This window comes from Vibrio sp. 10N.261.55.A7, assembly GCF_002877365.1.
In the GTDB taxonomy this organism is placed as follows: domain Bacteria; phylum Pseudomonadota; class Gammaproteobacteria; order Enterobacterales; family Vibrionaceae; genus Vibrio.
In genome coordinates this window covers 20433-38771 of the sequence record NZ_MCWZ01000003.1, presented here as the reverse complement: position 1 = coordinate 38771, position 18339 = coordinate 20433, and the positions used below count along the sequence as shown (strand labels likewise).

Below are 18339 nucleotides of genomic sequence, written 5' to 3'. Positions count from 1 at the left end.
AGACCTAAGGGCGGTAGCGTGGTAATGAAAACCATTAGACTAAGTAAGGAAACACAGTGACTCATCCCTCGTCAAACCATACATCAAATGAATTTCCTGATATACCCAATGGCTATAACAGGCCAATTAGAGAACCTATGGGTCTTCGAGAATTACTTGAAGTGCTGTGGCAGGGAAAGTACATTATTTTGGTCACTACAATGATATTCGCATTGAGTACCATCTTGTATACACTATTCGCCCAAGAGTGGTGGAGTAGTAATGCAAAAGTAACACTACCCCAAGCTCAAGATTACTCTCAATATCAATTGCAAGTGAAGCAATTTCAGCCTGTGTTTGATCTATATCAAGAAGATGGCACGGTTCTTGTTGGAGAGAATTTGGATGACTTAGTAGATCGAGAAGCTCTTTTCAAGGGATTCATTACAGCTTTTAACTCAAATAAGAATAAAAGAACATTTTTGGAAAATAATCAAGTCTTTCAAGAATTTAAGTCTAATCTAGATATCAAAAAATCTGGTGGCCAGGAGAATGTAACCACTCATTTATATAATAAATGGTTCAGTCGTTTGAGCGCAAGAAAGGCAGATAAGACAGAGGAGTTTATTTATGATCTATCAATGCAAGCAACAACCAAGCTAGATAGTTATAAAATGCTCCAGGATTATATATCGTTCATCTCGCAAGTTATTCAGCAGGATCTTCTGTTGAATTTACAGGCAAATATTACTAGTAAAAAGAATGAATTATTACAGAAAAAATCTGTTCTTGGTCTTCATGCTAAACAAAAGCTTGAAGTCGAAACGCGCAGAGCAGAGTACGCCTTGAAGATAGCAGAAGCAGCCAATGTGATCCATCCATATCAAAGTTCAGGAGATAATGAACTCTTTTCTATAAGTTTGGGCAGCAAAGCTTTGGAAGCAAAAATTGAAGCGTTAAAAAAAGTTAATAATTTGAGTGTGATAGAACCAAGAATCCAACAGATCAATTCAAAGCTAGATCTATTAAGTAGCACTCAAATCAATAGAACAGTTCAATTTGGAACTTTTCGCTATTTAGAGGAGCCTCAAGAACCTGAGTATAGAGATAAACCAAAGCGTACACTTCTCGTTTTATTAGGTGCTATATTTGGAATTGTTTTTGGTTCAGGAATATCCCTTATAAGGAGTTTCGCTAGAAGTGACGATCAATTTAGTGTTGTGGTTACCTAGGTTTTTTTACTTTAGTATTAAATTTTTCATTTAGATGCATGATAATATTGAATTAATTTATTTAAAGTGATTGTATTCGGCTTGTCATAGCTATCCATTTTTTTATATAAAATACGCGTTGTTGCCTATCCACGTCCTGCGATCTGAACATTTGAAGTGGTTGGAACGGTGGTGACATGGGTAAAGCGAAGAAGAAGATAGCTAACTGGGCGAAGTACAATAAGGCTCTTTGTGAACGGGGTTCGGTTACGTTTTGGATAGATGATTCAGCCGTAGATGCATGGCAATGCAAACCCCATCATGGCAAGAGTGGGAGAGGCTTTCAGTACTCTGATACAGCGATTGAAACTGCCTTGATGATTAAGGGCATCTTCTCTCTTCCATTACGGGCTCTTCAAGGCTTTATCGACTCTATCTTTGAGTTATTGGATGTTCCACTCACGTCCCCTGACTACACCTGTATCAGTAAACGACCGAAGACAGTTCAGGTCAAATATCCCAATAAATCTAGAGGGACTATTCGCCATATAGCTATTGATTCGACTGGCCTTAAAGTCTTTGGAGAGGGTGAGTGGAAAGTGAAAAAGCATGGTGTAGAAAAACGTAGAACATGGCGCAAACTGCACTTAGGTGTAGACGTGGATACCCACGAAGCTATTAGTGCGGAAATCAGTCTTGTCAATGTTGGCGATAGTGAAGTGTTACCGACGTTACTCAACCCACAACGCAGAAAGGTCGCTGCCGTATCTGCCGATGGAGCATATGACACAAAAAACTGCCACGAGACTCTGAAAAATAAAGGCTGTGCTCCGTTGTTACCGCCTCGAAAGACTACAGCTCTTTGGGAAGACGGGCATCCCAGAAATGAGGCGGTAACAGCGCTGAAAAATGGAACGATAGCGGAGTGGAAAACTGAGTCTGGTTATCACTCTCGTTCAATATCTGAGACCGCGATACCCCGATATAAAGGACTAACAAGCGGTAAATTGGCTTTAGATGTTACAACGCTCAAGTGGGCTAAATCATGGCGAATGTCAAAGCGATTAATAAAGTCATAGGACTAGGTATACCCGTTAGAAGCTAACGGCTAGCGATGTATGGTGTCGTTGATCTTCAAGCTGATTTGATCAACAACGCCTATAAAATAGTAAAATTATTATTGAAGAGATGTCTTGTTATGGGTTTTAAAAAAATTCTCGTCGTATTCGGTACTCGACCAGAAGCAATTAAAATGGCTCCTTTAGTTACTGCATTAAATAAAGATGAACGGTTTATTGCTAAATGTTGTGTAACAGCACAGCATAGGGAGATGTTAGATCAAGTTTTGGAGTTGTTTGACATAATACCTGATTATGATCTTGACCTCATGGAGCTTGGACAGTCACTTAATGGTATTACAGCCCGTGTAGTTCAGGAGTTTAAACCCGTATTGACAGATTTTGAACCAGATATCGTATTGGTTCATGGTGATACTGCTACGACCTTTGGAGCTAGTCTCGCGGCTTACTATGAGCAGATTCCAGTAGGGCATGTAGAGGCTGGGCTAAGAACTGGTAATATTTATGCTCCTTGGCCAGAGGAGGCAAATCGCAGATTAACTGGAGTTCTCACTCACTACCACTTCGCACCAACTAAAACATCTGAACATAATTTATTAAAAGAAAACTTTGATAGCAGCCGCATATTTATTACGGGGAATACTGTTATTGATGCGTTGTTAATGGTTAAAGAAAAACTTGAATCTAGTAGAAGGTTACAGAGTGAATTATCTATTCAACTTCCTTTTCTTGATGAGAGTAGAAAACTAATTTTGGTTACTGGTCACCGAAGGGAGAGTTTTGGCGATGGTTTTGAGCGTATATGTGAAGCCTTAGCTTATGTTGCTCAGGACAACCCAGATGTTCAAATAGTTTACCCAATGCATTTAAACCCTAACGTTCGTGAACCTGTAAATAGAATTTTGTCTCGTATCGGGAATGTGTATTTGATCGAACCTCTGCAATATTTACCATTTATTTATTTGATGAATAGAGCTCATGTAATTCTAACTGATTCTGGCGGTATCCAAGAGGAAGCTCCCTCCTTAGGCAAGCCCGTGTTAGTGATGAGGGATACTACAGAGCGACCTGAGGCTGTTGAAGCTGGCACTGTAAAGTTGGTCGGTACCAATATGCAGAGAATTGTTACAGAATTAACTACGTTACTAAAAGACGAACAAGCATATAAAGATATGAGTTTCGCCCATAATCCTTATGGTGATGGGTTAGCTTGTCGACGAATTTTAGATATCCTAGCAAAATGATTTAATTAAATGAGAAGTATATATGTCTTTTGAAACGGTATCAGTTATAGGGCTTGGATATATCGGTCTACCAACTGCAGCGATGTTTGCATCACGTAAGAAAAAAGTAATTGGTGTAGACATTAACCAACATGCTGTCGACACTATCAATCAAGGTAAAATTCATATCGTAGAACCTGAACTAGATATAATTGTAAATGCAGTAGTAAAAGAAGGTTATTTCAAGGCAGTGACAGTGCCTGAAGTTGCTGATGCTTTTTTAATTGCAGTTCCAACTCCTTTTTTACCGTGCGATGAAGGTGAAGCTCCTTCTCCGGATCTTTCTTACATTGAAGCTGCGAGCAAGGCAATTGCTCCGGTACTACGAAAAGGTAACTTGGTTATTTTAGAGTCAACCTCCCCTGTAGGCACAACTGAGAAAATGGCGGAATGGTTGGCGCAAGCCCGATCAGATCTGACATTCCCACAAACTCATGGGGAACTTGCTGACGTCAATGTTGCGCATTGTCCTGAGCGAGTTTTACCTGGTCATGTAGTAAGAGAGCTAGTAGATAATGATAGGGTTATTGGTGGGCTTACTCGCAAGTGTTCTATGCGTTCAATTGAATTGTATAAGTCTTTTGTTCAAGGGGATTGTGTTGTTACCAACGCTAGAACTGCGGAAATGGCAAAATTAACGGAGAATAGCTGCCGTGATGTGCAGATTGCGTTTGCAAATGAATTATCTTTAATCTGTGATGACCTAGATATTGATGTTTGGGAGTTGATCAGGCTTGCGAATCGACACCCTAGAGTAAATATCTTACAACCAGGTCCTGGGGTTGGAGGTCACTGCATTGCAGTAGACCCTTGGTTTATAGTTGATAGTTGCCCAGAAAAGTCCAATATCATAAAGCAAGCTAGAATTACTAATGATTCAAAGCCTAATTATGTGACTAGCAAGATTACAAAACTTGCTAGTGGGATAGATGAGCCGACTATCGCTTGCCTTGGCTTATCATTTAAAGCTGATATTGATGACTTAAGAGAAAGTCCCGCGGTTCAAATAGTGAAAAAGCTGGCAACAGAACAGCTGGGGAAAATTATTGTAGTTGAGCCAAATATTAATATATTACCAGTAGATTTGAGTACTTTAAATATTGAGTTAGTAAATATCGAGCAAGCTATAGAACGGGCCAATATTATATCTGTCTTAGTTGACCATAAAGAGTTTAAACTTATCCAAAAGGATCAAGTGGAAAATAAAATAATCATTGATACAAAAGGTATTTGGCAATAATGAATATTAATGAAATTAGGATAGCCATTATTGGCCAAGGCTATGTAGGTTTGCCATTAGCTGTAGAGTTTGGAAAGAAATACGACACTATTGGTTTTGATATAAACGAAGTGAGGGTTCAAGAGCTGAACGAAGGAGTAGATTCTACTCTTGAATGCACATCAGAAGAGCTTTTATCTGCAAAATTGTTAAAATACACTAGTAAATTAGAAGAGATAGAAGACTACAATTTCTATATAGTAACAGTACCCACTCCAATTACGGATGAAAATACCCCAGATTTAAATCCTTTAATAAGGGCTTCAGAAGCGATAGCAAAAGTTATATCTCAAGGTGATACAGTAATTTATGAGTCGACAGTATATCCAGGTGCAACTGAAGAGGTCTGCCTCCCTATCATAGAGAAGTTATCAGGGCTGAAATTAAATGAAGGTTTTTTCGCAGGGTACTCGCCAGAGCGAATCAACCCTGGTGATAAAACCAATAGACTCACTACAATTATGAAAATAACCGCTGGGTCTACACCTAAGATAGCTAGTGTTATTGACAATCTTTATGCTTCGATTATAACAGCAGGTACACATAAAGCATCATCTATTAAAGTAGCAGAAGCCGCTAAAGTGATTGAGAATACTCAGCGTGATTTGAATATTGCAATTATCAATGAGTTTGCCAAGATTTTTAATAAGCTTGATATTGATACTGAAGAGGTTTTAAAAGCAGCAGGCACTAAATGGAACTTTTTACCATTTAAACCTGGTTTGGTTGGTGGTCACTGTATTAGTGTTGACCCATATTACCTAACCCATAAAGCGCAAGAGGTTGGTTACCGCCCTGAAGTGATTCTAGCGGGACGTCGTATTAATGACGGCATGGGAGAGTATGTTGCGACACAACTCGTTAAGAAGTTAGCGAGTAAAAAAATTCATATCGATGAAGCTAAAGTACTTATTTTAGGTTTTACTTTTAAAGGTGATTGCCCAGATGTGCGTAACACTAAGATTATTGATATCGTCAAAGAACTTAAAGATTTCAATATGGCGGTTGATGTTTATGATGGCTGGGCTTCTAGCGAAGAAGTGGGACATGAGTACGGTATAGATCTAATTGATGATTTAGAAGATGGAAAATACGATGCTGTGGTACTCGCCGTTGATCACAGTGAATTTAAAGATATGGGTGAAAGTAAGTTACGCGCTCTTGGGAAGTCTGAGCATGTTTTGTACGATGTAAAGCATGTGTTAGCGCCGAATGAATCAGATATCAGATTGTAAGGAGTTGAGAAAAATGAAAAAGTTTGCACTTATTGGCACCGCCGGTTACATCGCCCCTCGGCACCTCAATGCGATTAAAGATACTGGAAATGACTTAGTGGTGGCAATGGATGTTAATGACTCTGTTGGTATTATGGATATGCACTTTCCTGAGTCAGAGTTCTTTACTGAATTTGAAGACTTTGCTGCTTTTGTTGAAGACGAAGCTTTAAAAGGTAACAAGTTAGATTACATTTCTATTTGTTCACCAAACCACCTACATGCACCGCAAATGAAGTTTGCCCTTAAAAATGGTATTGATGTTATTTGTGAAAAACCATTGGTATTAACTTCTTCGGATATTGATATTTTAAAGCGGTATGAAGAAAAGTATGGTGCAAAAGTAAACAGTATTCTTCAGCTTCGTTTGCACCCTTCAATTGTCGCACTGCGTGAAAAAGTACAAAGTGCTCCTAAAGATGAAGTGTTCGATGTTGAGCTAACTTACATGACATCTCGTGGTAAATGGTACCTTAAGTCTTGGAAAGGAGTAAATGAGAAGTCTGGTGGTGTTGCCTCTAATGTAGGTGTGCACTTCTTTGATATGCTGCACTTTATATTTGGTGATATTAAAACCAATGAAGTCCATTATAAAGATGAGCAAACAGTTTCAGGATACTTAGAGTATGAGCGCGCACGTGTTAAGTGGTTCCTGTCAATTGATGCGAATAACCTTCCAAAGAATGCGGTACAAGGTGAAAAGAAAACTTATCGTAGCATTGTGATTGGTGATGAAGAGCTTGAATTCTCGGGTGGTTTTACTGATTTACACACGCAAAGCTATGAAAATGTGCTTGCAGGCAACGGTTATGGCTTGGAAGAAAATAGAACTGCAATCGAAACGGTTGAAAAAATTCGTGACCAAAAAATTGTTGCAAATCCTGAGCATTATCATTTTCTGATGTCAAAATTACTTTAAGTCAAAGATAGAGCGAGTAACTATATGGGCTTTATGAAGCATGAAACTGCGATTGTTGATGATGGTGCGGTTATTGGTGATGAGTCACGTGTTTGGCATTGGGCACATGTTTGTGGTGGAGCTCAAATTGGTAAAGGCGTATCACTGGGGCAAAATGTATTTGTTGGCAATAAAGTAACTATCGGTGATAAATGCAAAATACAAAATAACGTTTCAGTTTACGATAATGTACATCTTGGAGAAGGCGTTTTCTGTGGACCAAGCATGGTGTTTACCAATGTTTATAATCCCCGCTCTTTGATAGAACGTAAAGATGAATATCGTGACACTATCGTAAAAAAAGGCGTAACATTGGGGGCTAACTGTACCGTTGTTTGTGGTATTACGATTAACGAGTATGCATTTATTGGTGCGGGTACTGTTGTTAATAAAGATGTAAAATCATTTGCATTGATGGTTGGTGTGCCAGCAAAACAGATTGGTTGGATGAGTGCTTATGGTGAAGCTCTAGATTTGCCTCTTACTGGTAACGCGACGACGGTTTGTCCATTTACCAATGAAACTTATGTGCTTGATGGTGAAACTCTTACTCGCTTAGAAGATAAATAGTCATGCAATTTATAGATTTAGCTGCACAGTATCAGCATTTAAAAGAAGAGATAGACAAACGCATTAAAACGGTTCTAAGCCATGGTAAATATATTATGGGGCCGGAAGTATTTGAGTTAGAAGCTAAGTTAGCTGAATACGTGGGTGTTAAACATGCGATTACCTGCGCTAATGGTACTGATGCATTAACACTTTGTATGATGGTGTTAGATATTAAAAAAGGGGATGCAGTTTTCTGTCCCACTTTTACTTTCTTTGCAACAGCGGAAGCAGTTTCATTTGCAAGTGCAACTCCTGTTTTCGTTGACTCTGATGAGCAAACATTTAACATTTGTCCAGCTGCATTAGAGAAACAAATCATCAATGTTATCGAAGCCGGTAAGTTAAAGCCAAAAGCTATCATTGCTGTTGACTTGTTTGGTTTACCTGCCAATTACCCTGAAATTGAACGTATAGCGGCTAAGTATAACCTAAAAGTAATAGAGGATGCTGCACAGGGTTTTGGCGGTTCAATTAATGGTAAGAAAGCGGGTAGCTTTGGTGACATTGCTACGACTAGTTTCTTTCCCGCTAAACCATTAGGCTGTTATGGTGATGGAGGTGCGCTATTTACCAATAATGATGAATATGCAGCGTTATTACGCTCTTATCGTGTTCATGGAAAAGGTACGGACAAGTACGATAATATACGTATTGGAATGAACTCTCGCCTAGATACAATACAAGCAGCGATACTTTTGGAGAAATTGTCCGCTTTTCCTCAAGAGTTAATTAGTCGGAATAGAGTGGCTGATAAGTATACAAGTGAGCTTGAGAGTGTATACAAAACGCCGCTGGTGCCAAAGGGGTATACGAGTTCTTGGGCTCAATATACTCTTATAGTAGAGGATAGGTCCTTAGAAATCGCGAAGTATAGGGAGCTAGGTATACCAACAATGGTGTACTATAGAACTTGCATGCATGAGCAAACCGCTTTTTATAAACTGGGCTATAAGAGGGGGGATTTTCCAATAGCAGAGCGTCTTTCCGACACTGTTTTTAGTCTGCCTATGCATGGGTATATGTAATGTTACGTAGTATTGCTGCTGTACTATCTGCAACAACACTCAGTCAAGTTTTACTTATTATATCTTCACCATTGTTATCTAGGCTTTATACTCCCGTTGATTTTGGAATTTACATATTTACCATGACGGTTGTGGCTGTTATTAGCCCTTTGGTAATGCTCCGCTTAGAAAATGCGATAGTTGTTGCGGAAATACCTCATATAGCAGGCTTGAAAAAAGTATGTTTGTTCCTGTCTATACTTTGGTTTTTGATTTCTTTTGTCTTCGTCGCTTTCTTTGGCGATGAGATAATAAGCCTTTCAGGCCAAAAGAACGAAGTGTTGTTTGCTTACTTTATTCCCCCTATATTAACTTTGACTTGTTTGACAAATGTCACTTTGAATATGGCAATAGTCAAGGCTAGCTTTAAATGCATTGGGAAAAATAAGGTGATAATCTCAATTTCGACTATTCTCTCTCAGATTATACTAGGCTTTTGGGGTGTTGGTGCTAATGGTTTATTACTAGGGGCTTTGCTAGGTATGCTACTTGGCGTGGCTTACATGTGGTCTTTTATGAAATGTGAGCCCAAGGAGGAAATTGATTTAAGCAGTATTTACGCTATGCTTAAGAAATACAGTAACTTTCCTAAGTTTGATGTGCCATCTTCGTTATTTAATTTGCTATCTCTTCAATTACCAAATTTGTCTTTAGGTAAATTAACCAACTCTCAAATTCTAGGGTATTTTTCATTTACTTCACGTGTAATGCTAATGCCGATAAATTTAATTTCTCAGTCTGTAGGTGTGGTTTTTAAAAAGCAAGCTATTGTAGCAAAGAAAGAAGGGTCAATTAGAAAGCTATTTTTTAAAGTGTCTTTTTCTCTTTTTGTTCTAGGTTTGATACCATTCTCATTGCTTCTATTCTTTGGGGCCGAAATATTTGAATTTGTGTTTGGCAATGCTTGGAAAGAATCTGGTGTATATGCAACTATATTGGTTCCTATGTTGTTTTTCAAGTTCATAGTCAGTCCAGTGAGTTTTGTTTTATATATATTTGAAAAGCAAAAGTTAGATATGCTATTACAATTGGCCTACCTACTATCTACTACGATTTCCATTATTTTACTATGGAGAGGAATTGATATTATCCAAATGCTGTATATTTACTCCTTGGGAGGCTCACTGATATATATACTCTATTGGATAGTATGTTTTCGTTTAACTGAAGGTAAATGACACGTATATTATGTTCGGATTTATATTTAATAAGCTATCTCGATCTATTAAAGAAACTAAAGATTATCAAACGCCAATAAAACTAAAAATGGCTTTGCTACAAAAGGTTACTCGTAATAGGTCGGTACCTTGGCCTGTTCATCATACATCTATAGTGACTGGCTGGGAAAATGTTTCTATTGGAATAGATGTTAACCCTGGTTATATGCCAGGGTGTTATATACAAGGGATTGGTAAGATTAAGATTGGGAACTACACGCAAATTGCTTCGAATGTCGGTATTATTTCTGCTAACCATGATTTGAATGATACAAGGGTCCACTACCAGAAGGAGACAGCAATTGGTGAGTACTGTTGGATTGGTATGAACTCAGTTATACTGCCTGGAGTTACTCTTGGCGATCATACAATTGTAGGCGCAGGCTCAGTGGTGACTAAGTCATTTGCTGATGGTTACTGCGTAATTGCAGGTAATCCTGCAAAAAAAATCCGCAATATGGAAAGGCATGAAGTAATAAAGTTTACTAATCAGCATCTTTATATAGGTTATGAAAAAATAGAAAAATGAAAAAACTAATCACAGTTATTGGTGCTAGGCCCCAATTTGTAAAAGCCGCGGCATTCAGTTCAGCGCTTAAAGAAAAATCCACGATTGAGCATATATTAGTTCATACAGGGCAGCACTACGATTATCAAATGTCGAAGATTTTTTTTGAACAGCTAGATATTTCGAAGCCTCAGTATAGTCTATCTTGTGGAGGAGGTAGTCATGCTGAAAACACGTCTAAGATGATGGTGGGACTAGAAGAAATATTTATAAATGAAGCTCCTGATGCTGTGTGCGTTTTCGGTGATACCGACAGCACGCTAGCGGCTGCTATAACAGCCAAAAAATTGTGTATTCGATTGATTCATGTCGAGGCAGGTTTGAGGTCTTTTAATAATAATATGCCAGAGGAAATAAACCGAATTGTGACGGATAGGGTATCAGATTTACTTTTTACATCTTCAAATGAAGGTGTTAGCAACCTCATTGATGAAGGGATTGATGGTAGTAAGATTAGAGACTATGGTGATATAATGTACGACTGCTATTTGTCGTATAGAAATTTTTTCACTAAGCCAAGTATTGTAATAGAAGATAGATATTGCCTTCTAACATTGCATCGACAAGAGAATACTGACGACGCGAAAATTCTTAGAAAAAGGATTGAACAAGTTAATGCTTTGTCTCGAAGCATTCGTGTCGTATTTCCTGTTCACCCAAGAACGAAGAAATTAATTGAAGAGTGTAATATTGAACTTCACGCCAATGTACTAGTTGTTGACCCAATGGGATATTTCGAATTTGGTTGGCTTATTGAGCACTCTGAATTTATTGTAACTGATAGCGGTGGTTTGCAAAAAGAAGCTTACTTTGCAGGGAAATTCTGTTTCACTTTACGTAATGAAACAGAGTGGGTTGAGTTGACGAATAGAAGTTTCAATGTTCTCGTACAAACGCAAGATAGTATCGATTTAGAGCATATTGTTGATATCCCTGAAAGCTCATCTATCTATGGTGTTGGTGATACATCTAAGAAGATAGCCGACTTCTTGGAGGAAAACCTATGATTGAATGTCGAAAATGTGTATTGACCTCTGAAATAGAGGATATTGAATTTGATGATGATGGAGTGTGTTCATATTGTAGAAAAATCGAAATTGAGATTTCTAGATACGACGTGAGTGACAAGTCCCAAAAATTAGAACTCATTTTCAATGAAATAAGGAATAAATCAAATAGCTCTGAATATGACTGTATTATAGGGGTTAGCGGAGGTGTTGATTCTAGTTATTTGGTATACTTGGCCGTTGAAAATGGAATAAACCCTTTACTTGTTCATGTTGATACTGGTTGGAATACTAAAGAGTCAGTTAGTAACATAAATAAGATTGTTAATAAATATGATTTAGATCTATATACTCATGTTATTGATTGGAATGAGATGGCGAAACTCCAAGAAGCATTTTTTGCTTATAAAATTCTAGACTGTGATATCCCTCAGGACCACGTGTTTCCTCCTGTACTTCACATGCTTGCAAGTAAATTTGGGATTAAGAGCATTTTGAGTGGGCACAACATTTGGACTGAGTTTACTTTACCTAGAAACTGGTCCATGAATAGTGATGACAAAATGTTTATTTCAAGTGTATTTGAAAGCTATACTGGAGAAAAGCTAAAGAAATATCCAACCTACTCAAAGTTGAAGAAGTTCTACTATAAAAAAATCAAGAATATTAAAGATTACCGACCACTGTATTTTGTTGATTACAATCAGTTTTCAGTTCAAGAAATATTGAAAGATGAATTCGATTGGAAGGATTATGGTGGTAAGCATTTTGAAAGTAAATTAACTAAGTATTTTCAAAGTTACTATTTGTATAATTATTTCGGTATCGATAAGAGAAAAGCTCACTTGTCAAATTTGATACAAACAGGACAGATTGAGAAAGAAGATGCATTAGAAATTTTGAAAGAAAAGCCATATGATGAAAGTATAGTTAACAACGAAAAATTTGTAGCTGATAAGCTTGGTTATAGTGTAGAAGGTTTTCGCAAACTTATAGGTAGCAAAACACTTTCTTCAGCAATAAAAAGTGACTTTGATACTATATTCTACAAGCTATATAGGAAGTTTTCGTGAATATTGTAATAGTTGATTATGGCTGTTCCAACATCAAATCTGTTCGGAATGCACTGAGCTATATAGGGTTTGACTCTATTGTTAGTAATGAAGTAAGAGATGTTTTTAGTGCTGATATAATAATTCTTCCAGGGGTTGGGAGTTATGATGTGGCGATTTCATCGCTGAAAGCTAATGGCTTAGATATTTGTATACGTAATAAGGTATCTTCAGGGACCCCAATTATAGGTATTTGTCTCGGCTTTCAACTTCTTTTTGAAGGCTCAGAAGAGGGGAAGCTTCAAGGGCTTTCTATTGAGAAAGGCTTCTTTAGAAGGTTTGAGTCGAAAAAAGTAAATATGGGGTGGCGGAGTATATCCGGATGTTCCCCGTTGACTACAATGATTGATAAACCTAGGTATTATTTTGTCCACTCTTATTATCTGCCTTCTACTTTCAAGTCTGAAGAGGATCTTATTTCTCAGTATAATGGTGAGGACTTTGTGTGCGGTGTATCTAGGGGGAATGTTTTTGGAGTTCAGTTTCATCCTGAGAAAAGCCACAAATATGGCCTGAAATTACTGAAGAATTTTATTGAGTTACATAAATGAAGCGAATAATTCCTAATGTATTGTATCAAGGTAATTATGCTGTTAAGGGACGAAAATTCGACAAGCATAAGTACGTTGGTGATCTACTAAATACTGTAAAACTATTTAATGAACTAGAAGTTGATGAACTTATTATATCCAATATTGGAGACACTATCGATTTTGAATTATTAGATAAAGTTGCTGAGCAGACTTTTATGCCTTTGACTTATGCTGGGAATATCGACAGCCTCAATATAGCAAAGAAAGTGATTAAATCCGGTTTTGAGAAAGTAGCTCTAAATAGTTTATATTTTTCTGATCTAGATGAAATGAATCGAATTATTGACACTTTAGGCTCGCAAAGTGTGAGTTTGGTTATTAATGTGCAGAGAGACTTTTTTGGTCGCTACTATGTTGCATATAACAAGCTCAGAACTCGTGTGAAAGATCTGGAACATATTCTAGATGTTCTCTCTAGGATAGATGTAGGCGACATGATATTTAACTCAGTTTCTTATGAGGGTATTGATGGTGGGCCAGATGTAAAACTTGTTAAAATGTTAGATAGTCGCAGTTTTAAAGCGCTTATCCATTACTCTGGCGGTGTTAATCACCAAACGGATTTTGAGATCATAAGAAGCACATCCTTGGATGGCGTGGTATGCGGTAGAGCATTTGTCTTTAAGGGGAAGCACGATGCGGTTCTCATCAATAAGCCTAAATTTTCTTAATCTCTTCCTCTACCCAGTGGTTTGGTTGCATATAATGCTAACTAGATTTTTGGGTTTTTATAAAGTTTCGTGTATTTTGTCAAAGCACGTGATTTTTGGAGAACAGTTAAGATACCTGTATTATAAAAGTCAACTTAATAGCCTTGGTAATAAAGTTAAGTTTTCGTATGGGGTTATTCTAACTGACAAGAATATTTCTATTGGCGATAACGTAAGGTTTGGTGTTAATACAACTATAGCCTCTTGTTCATTTGGTAATGATGTACAAGTAGCACAGCACTGTCATTTTCTGTCCGGCAGACACCAACATTTTCACCATAACCTATCAAATCCGCAAGGCTTAGTATCTATAAGACTTGAAGATAATATTTGGGTCGGCTGTGGTTCTATAGTGATGAGTGACGTTGGCAGTAACTCAGTAATAGGGGCTGGCTCTGTAGTTACTAAGTCAATCTACAGGGACTCTGTGGTAGCTGGTGTACCAGCCAAAGGAATAAAATGAAGATATTACTAGTGAATTATCATTACCACCCAAGTAAAACAGTAGCTGCCGCTCGAGTGTCTTTCTGGGCTAAAACGCTCTCAAAAAAACATGAAGTCTACGTATTGACTAATGAGAAGAGTTGTGCGGCTCAATATGACGAAAAAGTAAAATGTATAGGTCATATTTTTAAGTCTTTCCCTAGTTCTATTAATTTTTTTTGGGGTTTCAATATTCTTTATTCACTACTTACCAATATTAGGCGCTATGACTGTATTCTTTTGTCTGGAAGTCCATTTTTATATTTTTGGGTAACACCTATACTAAGGTTGTTTTCAAAAAAAATCATTTTAGACTATCGTGATCCTTATGCTCAAAACCCTCTTCATCCAAAGGGGAGAATTATTAACTATGTTCGAAGTACCTTTGAAAAGATTGTTAATTTTTGTGCGACAGACGTTATTACAGTGAATAGGGTTTGTGCTAATCTCATTTACGCAAAAGATGTGAAAGTAATTGATAATGGCTTTGATAATACTCAGTTTGACATTGTGAATGAGAAATATATTGATTACGACTCGCCTATTAGTTTTTTCTATGGAGGAAAGTTCAGTACAAGTAGGAGTATTGAGCCTCTTTTACGATATTTAGGTGAAAAAGCAAAGCTAAATTTGTATAGCCCTGACTCCATATCACATCCGCACATTAATAATTACGGACTAGTTTCTTATAAAGAGTTTATTGAAAACGCGATGCAGTATGATATTGCTATTTTATTAGTCGCTGGGTTTGACTTTGAGAGTACAACTAAATTATTTGACTATATGGCTATGCGTAAACCGATTGTGATTATCTCTGCTACAGGGAAAGTATCTTCTGTTATGTTAGAGTATCTTTCTGATTATCCGTTTTTACTTTGGAATAGCGAAATGGACTTTGGACATTCGCTTCAGAATTTGCTCCATGCTCATAATCGATTTATATATGAAGAGTTTGATGTTAGCCGGTATAGCCGCACTAGTACTACAAAGTTATTGGAGCTATTGATTGAAAGTTAAAGTAGTCGGTCCCTATTCTGGTCAGATTGGTGGGGTGGCAAGCTATATGTCACGACTTGTTGGTAATGAGAAGATAGATGAAATATATGATCCATATACTGGTGTTGTATATGAGCTGCAAGCAACAGGTAAATATAAAGTAAAAAAAACCATAAATAGAGTTTTTCGATACTTATATATAGCCAGATTTTGTCGTTATGAGTTCAGTGAAGTTGTGTTTTTGAACTTCTCAACAATTAAAACTCTCATTCTTGAATTTATATTAGGTAAGGCTAGCAATCGAAGGTATATCTTCCATAATGGCAACCCAACTGAAGTGAATATGCTTCTTTTATATAAATTTCTATTTTATATTAAAAGCATAAGGATACTTTCCTTAACCGAAAATCATGTAAGCGAATTCCATCGAAAGTTTGGTGTCATTACTTGTAAGGATATTGTGTATATTGCTCCCAATGTGACATTTTCGCTGCCAGTGAAAAAATCTGATATCCTTATCGCAGGCTACGCAAAAAAACTATATAACATAGATACCTTTTTAGAATCAGTACTAGCGCAATACGATTTATTTCGAGATATTAGTATATCAGTGGTTTTGTATGGTGAGCCAGAGATCACAGTTCACGAAAAGATAATATCTATTGCTAACAAACTAAGCAATGTAACTGTATATAGTGAAATGAAGGAAGATAAGTTTCTTTTTCTATTGGCTGAGCATAAAGTTTACTTCAGGCCTACAACTATGGATTCATACGGTTTTACAATACAAGACGCAATGAGCTTAAATTGCTTATCATATTGCTCTTCAGTCATTTCTAGACCCTTTGGATCTAAGGTTTTTAACTTGCCTATAGATAAAGAAGTCATGGGGTATTTAGCCAGTATGGTAAATAACTATGGAATCAATACTAAGGAATTAGAAAGCACTAAACCAGATGGATTTAGTATCGGTAACTATATATGATATCTTCTTTGTCTCTATTTTTTCCGCATTTCGGTCTCTACTACATACCCCATTATATATTTGCTCTTCTATATGCATTGTTTAACTTTAATTTCAGTTTAAATAAAGAGAAACTACTGCTCCTATGCGTTTTCTTCTGTTTTTTTCTGATGTTTCTTTTTTTGGATGTTGCATTTTATGGCGCTTCTTTTTATGAGTTAAGGGAATATCTAAAAGTTGTTATAGTTGTTTTGTTTTTTTTTATAAAGCCAGTCGACATCAGTAGATTTTTGAAATTTCTTGTGATTTTCTTGTCAGTCTATTTCGTGATGGTTATCACTAATTATATTTATGGGGTAGGAAGTTATGGCTTGTATTCTCTTTATCTATTCCCTGGCATGGAAAGCTTAGGTGATGTAGCTTATTCTAGACATATAGGTCTTTTAGGAAACCCCAATCACACTGCGTTATTTTATGCTATTTCTTTTTTGATAATTTACGGATCACGAGATCTGATAGGTTTGAATAAATTTCTCGTGTATTTTGTTTTGTTGTCCCTTATTGCATTTCTGTATTTAACCCTTTCAAGGACGGTGATTCTCTCCTTTATACTTGTGTTCTTTATGTATAATACATCTTTGAAAAATAGCCTTGTTATTTCGGTATTTTTTTCATTTTTTGTTTTATTTGCTGATATCCCGTCATTAGTTGAAAGATTTTCATCGTTAAGCTCTTTTATCGCGAGATTATCAAATTGGGATGTTATTCTCGAAGAATACAACTTAAAGATGCTCTTTTCAGGAATACCAATTACTAAGCTTAACATGGCTTTTGACTCTGAATACCTCCTAGTGTTTGTTCGCCATGGGATTTTTGTATTAATAGCCCTTTTAATGCTTCATTTTACTTTTATATATCAAGCCATCGTGCATCGTGTTTTTTGTGTAGCGATGTTGCATTCTTTATTATTGCTTTGTGCAGTATCGATGGCAACCTTTTCAGATCCAAGAATTCTATTTATATCTTTGCTTTATACCCTTGGGAAATTAAATTATGCGACAAATACTGCAAAATCTGAGTAACGGTGAGACTACTCTCGTTGATGTACCCTGTCCCCAATCCAAGTTGGGCAATATCTTGATTTCAACATCTAAAACACTTGTTTCAGCGGGAACCGAAAGAATGTTGATTGACTTCGGTAAAGCTAATTTTATTGATAAAGCATTACAACAACCAGATAAAGTTAAGATGGTTTACGATAAGGTTAAGACCGATGGATTGTTGACTACAATAGACACAGTAAAATCTAAACTAGATCAGCCTTTGACTCTGGGTTATTGTAATGTTGGTAAAGTGTTAGATTCAGGTTGCACTGAATTTGATACAGGCAGTAGAGTTGTATCTAACGGGAACCATGCCGAAGTTGTACGAGTTCCTAGAAATCTATGTGCCCGTGTGCCGGATAATGTGTCCGATGAAGAAGCATCATTTACTGTTTTAAGTGCAATCGCGCTGCAAGGGATTCGCCTTGTTAAACCTACATTAGGGGAGTGTGTAGTAGTTACCGGTCTGGGATTAATTGGCTTAATTACGGTTCAGTTGCTGAAGGCAAATGGTTGTCGGGTTCTTGGGATAGATTTCGATTCTTCGAAATGTAATTTGGCACGAATGTTAGGAGCGGAAGTAGTAGATTTATCACAGGGTGTAGACCCAATAAGAGTTGCTGAAGTTTTTTCTCGTGGGCGTGGTGTAGATGCTGTAATCATTACTGCTTCAACTAAGTCAAATGAACCAGTATCTCAAGCCGCGACAATGTGTCGAAAACAGGGACGCATTGTACTTGTGGGTGTCGTTGGCTTAGAGCTTTCACGTTCCGACTTCTTTGAAAAAGAACTCACATTTCAAGTGTCATGTTCTTACGGTGCGGGACGTTATGATAGTGATTATGAA

17 protein-coding genes and 1 pseudogene are annotated in these 18339 nt (G+C 37.1%); all 18 read left to right on the top strand.

Annotation, left to right across the window (positions count from 1 at the left end; translation table 11 throughout):
- The first annotated feature begins 56 nt into the window (after positions 1 to 56).
- A complete protein-coding gene (locus BCU12_RS00500) occupies positions 57 to 1211 on the top strand; it encodes a Wzz/FepE/Etk N-terminal domain-containing protein (protein ID WP_241909708.1) in 1155 nt (384 codons plus the stop codon).
- A 176-nt stretch (positions 1212 to 1387) separates the two neighbouring features.
- Positions 1388 to 2295: pseudogene (locus tag BCU12_RS00495) on the top strand (IS5 family transposase).
- Positions 2296 to 2388: 93 nt separating this feature from the next.
- Positions 2389 to 3513, top strand: coding sequence for a UDP-N-acetylglucosamine 2-epimerase (non-hydrolyzing) (gene wecB / locus BCU12_RS00490; RefSeq protein WP_102402510.1), 1125 nt, complete (start codon positions 2389 to 2391; stop codon positions 3511 to 3513).
- A gap of 22 nt (positions 3514 to 3535) precedes the next feature.
- Positions 3536 to 4792 (top strand): UDP-N-acetyl-D-mannosamine dehydrogenase, encoded by a 1257-nt coding sequence (gene wecC, locus BCU12_RS00485; RefSeq protein WP_102402454.1) that lies wholly within the window; start codon positions 3536 to 3538, stop codon positions 4790 to 4792.
- Complete coding sequence (gene tviB, locus BCU12_RS00480) at positions 4792 to 6066, top strand: Vi polysaccharide biosynthesis UDP-N-acetylglucosamine C-6 dehydrogenase TviB (protein WP_102402453.1); 1275 nt, start codon at positions 4792 to 4794, stop codon at positions 6064 to 6066. The genes wecC and tviB overlap by 1 nt, the downstream gene beginning before the upstream one ends.
- 13 nt (positions 6067 to 6079) lie before the next feature.
- The gene (locus BCU12_RS00475) at positions 6080 to 7024 is read left to right on the top strand and encodes a Gfo/Idh/MocA family oxidoreductase (RefSeq protein WP_102402452.1); all 945 of its coding nucleotides are present in this window, start codon (positions 6080 to 6082) and stop codon (positions 7022 to 7024) included.
- A 33-nt stretch (positions 7025 to 7057) separates the two neighbouring features.
- The gene (locus BCU12_RS00470; protein WP_277871242.1) at positions 7058 to 7633 is read left to right on the top strand and encodes an acyltransferase; all 576 of its coding nucleotides are present in this window, start codon (positions 7058 to 7060) and stop codon (positions 7631 to 7633) included.
- Positions 7634 to 7635: 2 nt separating this feature from the next.
- Positions 7636 to 8700 (top strand): DegT/DnrJ/EryC1/StrS family aminotransferase, encoded by a 1065-nt coding sequence (locus tag BCU12_RS00465; RefSeq protein WP_102402450.1) that lies wholly within the window; start codon positions 7636 to 7638, stop codon positions 8698 to 8700.
- Positions 8700 to 9917, top strand: a complete 1218-nt coding sequence (locus tag BCU12_RS00460; RefSeq protein WP_102402449.1) for an oligosaccharide flippase family protein — start codon at positions 8700 to 8702, stop codon at positions 9915 to 9917. The genes BCU12_RS00465 and BCU12_RS00460 overlap by 1 nt, the downstream gene beginning before the upstream one ends.
- A 10-nt stretch (positions 9918 to 9927) precedes the next feature.
- Positions 9928 to 10485: an acyltransferase gene (locus BCU12_RS23645; protein ID WP_102402448.1), complete on the top strand. Its 558-nt coding sequence runs from the start codon at positions 9928 to 9930 to the stop codon at positions 10483 to 10485.
- Positions 10482 to 11531, top strand: a complete 1050-nt coding sequence (gene wecB / locus BCU12_RS00450) for a UDP-N-acetylglucosamine 2-epimerase (non-hydrolyzing) (protein ID WP_102402447.1) — start codon at positions 10482 to 10484, stop codon at positions 11529 to 11531. The genes BCU12_RS23645 and wecB (BCU12_RS00450) overlap by 4 nt, the downstream gene beginning before the upstream one ends.
- A complete protein-coding gene (locus tag BCU12_RS00445; protein ID WP_102402446.1) occupies positions 11528 to 12604 on the top strand; it encodes an N-acetyl sugar amidotransferase in 1077 nt (358 codons plus the stop codon). The genes wecB (BCU12_RS00450) and BCU12_RS00445 overlap by 4 nt, the downstream gene beginning before the upstream one ends.
- Complete coding sequence (gene hisH, locus BCU12_RS00440; protein WP_102402445.1) at positions 12601 to 13194, top strand: imidazole glycerol phosphate synthase subunit HisH; 594 nt, start codon at positions 12601 to 12603, stop codon at positions 13192 to 13194. Before BCU12_RS00445 ends, hisH begins: the two co-directional genes overlap by 4 nt.
- Complete coding sequence (locus BCU12_RS00435; RefSeq protein ID WP_102402444.1) at positions 13191 to 13907, top strand: HisA/HisF-related TIM barrel protein; 717 nt, start codon at positions 13191 to 13193, stop codon at positions 13905 to 13907. The genes hisH and BCU12_RS00435 overlap by 4 nt, the downstream gene beginning before the upstream one ends.
- A 498-nt stretch (positions 13908 to 14405) precedes the next feature.
- A complete protein-coding gene (locus BCU12_RS00425; protein WP_102402442.1) occupies positions 14406 to 15446 on the top strand; it encodes a hypothetical protein in 1041 nt (346 codons plus the stop codon).
- A complete protein-coding gene (locus tag BCU12_RS00420) occupies positions 15436 to 16410 on the top strand; it encodes a hypothetical protein (protein ID WP_102402441.1) in 975 nt (324 codons plus the stop codon). Before BCU12_RS00425 ends, BCU12_RS00420 begins: the two co-directional genes overlap by 11 nt.
- Positions 16411 to 16715: 305 nt before the next feature.
- Positions 16716 to 17471, top strand: a complete 756-nt coding sequence (locus BCU12_RS00415; protein ID WP_133153787.1) for a hypothetical protein — start codon at positions 16716 to 16718, stop codon at positions 17469 to 17471.
- On the top strand, positions 17443 to 18339 hold an 897-nt coding region (locus tag BCU12_RS00410; protein WP_133153791.1), incomplete at its 3' end, for a zinc-binding alcohol dehydrogenase. The genes BCU12_RS00415 and BCU12_RS00410, both read left to right, overlap by 29 nt.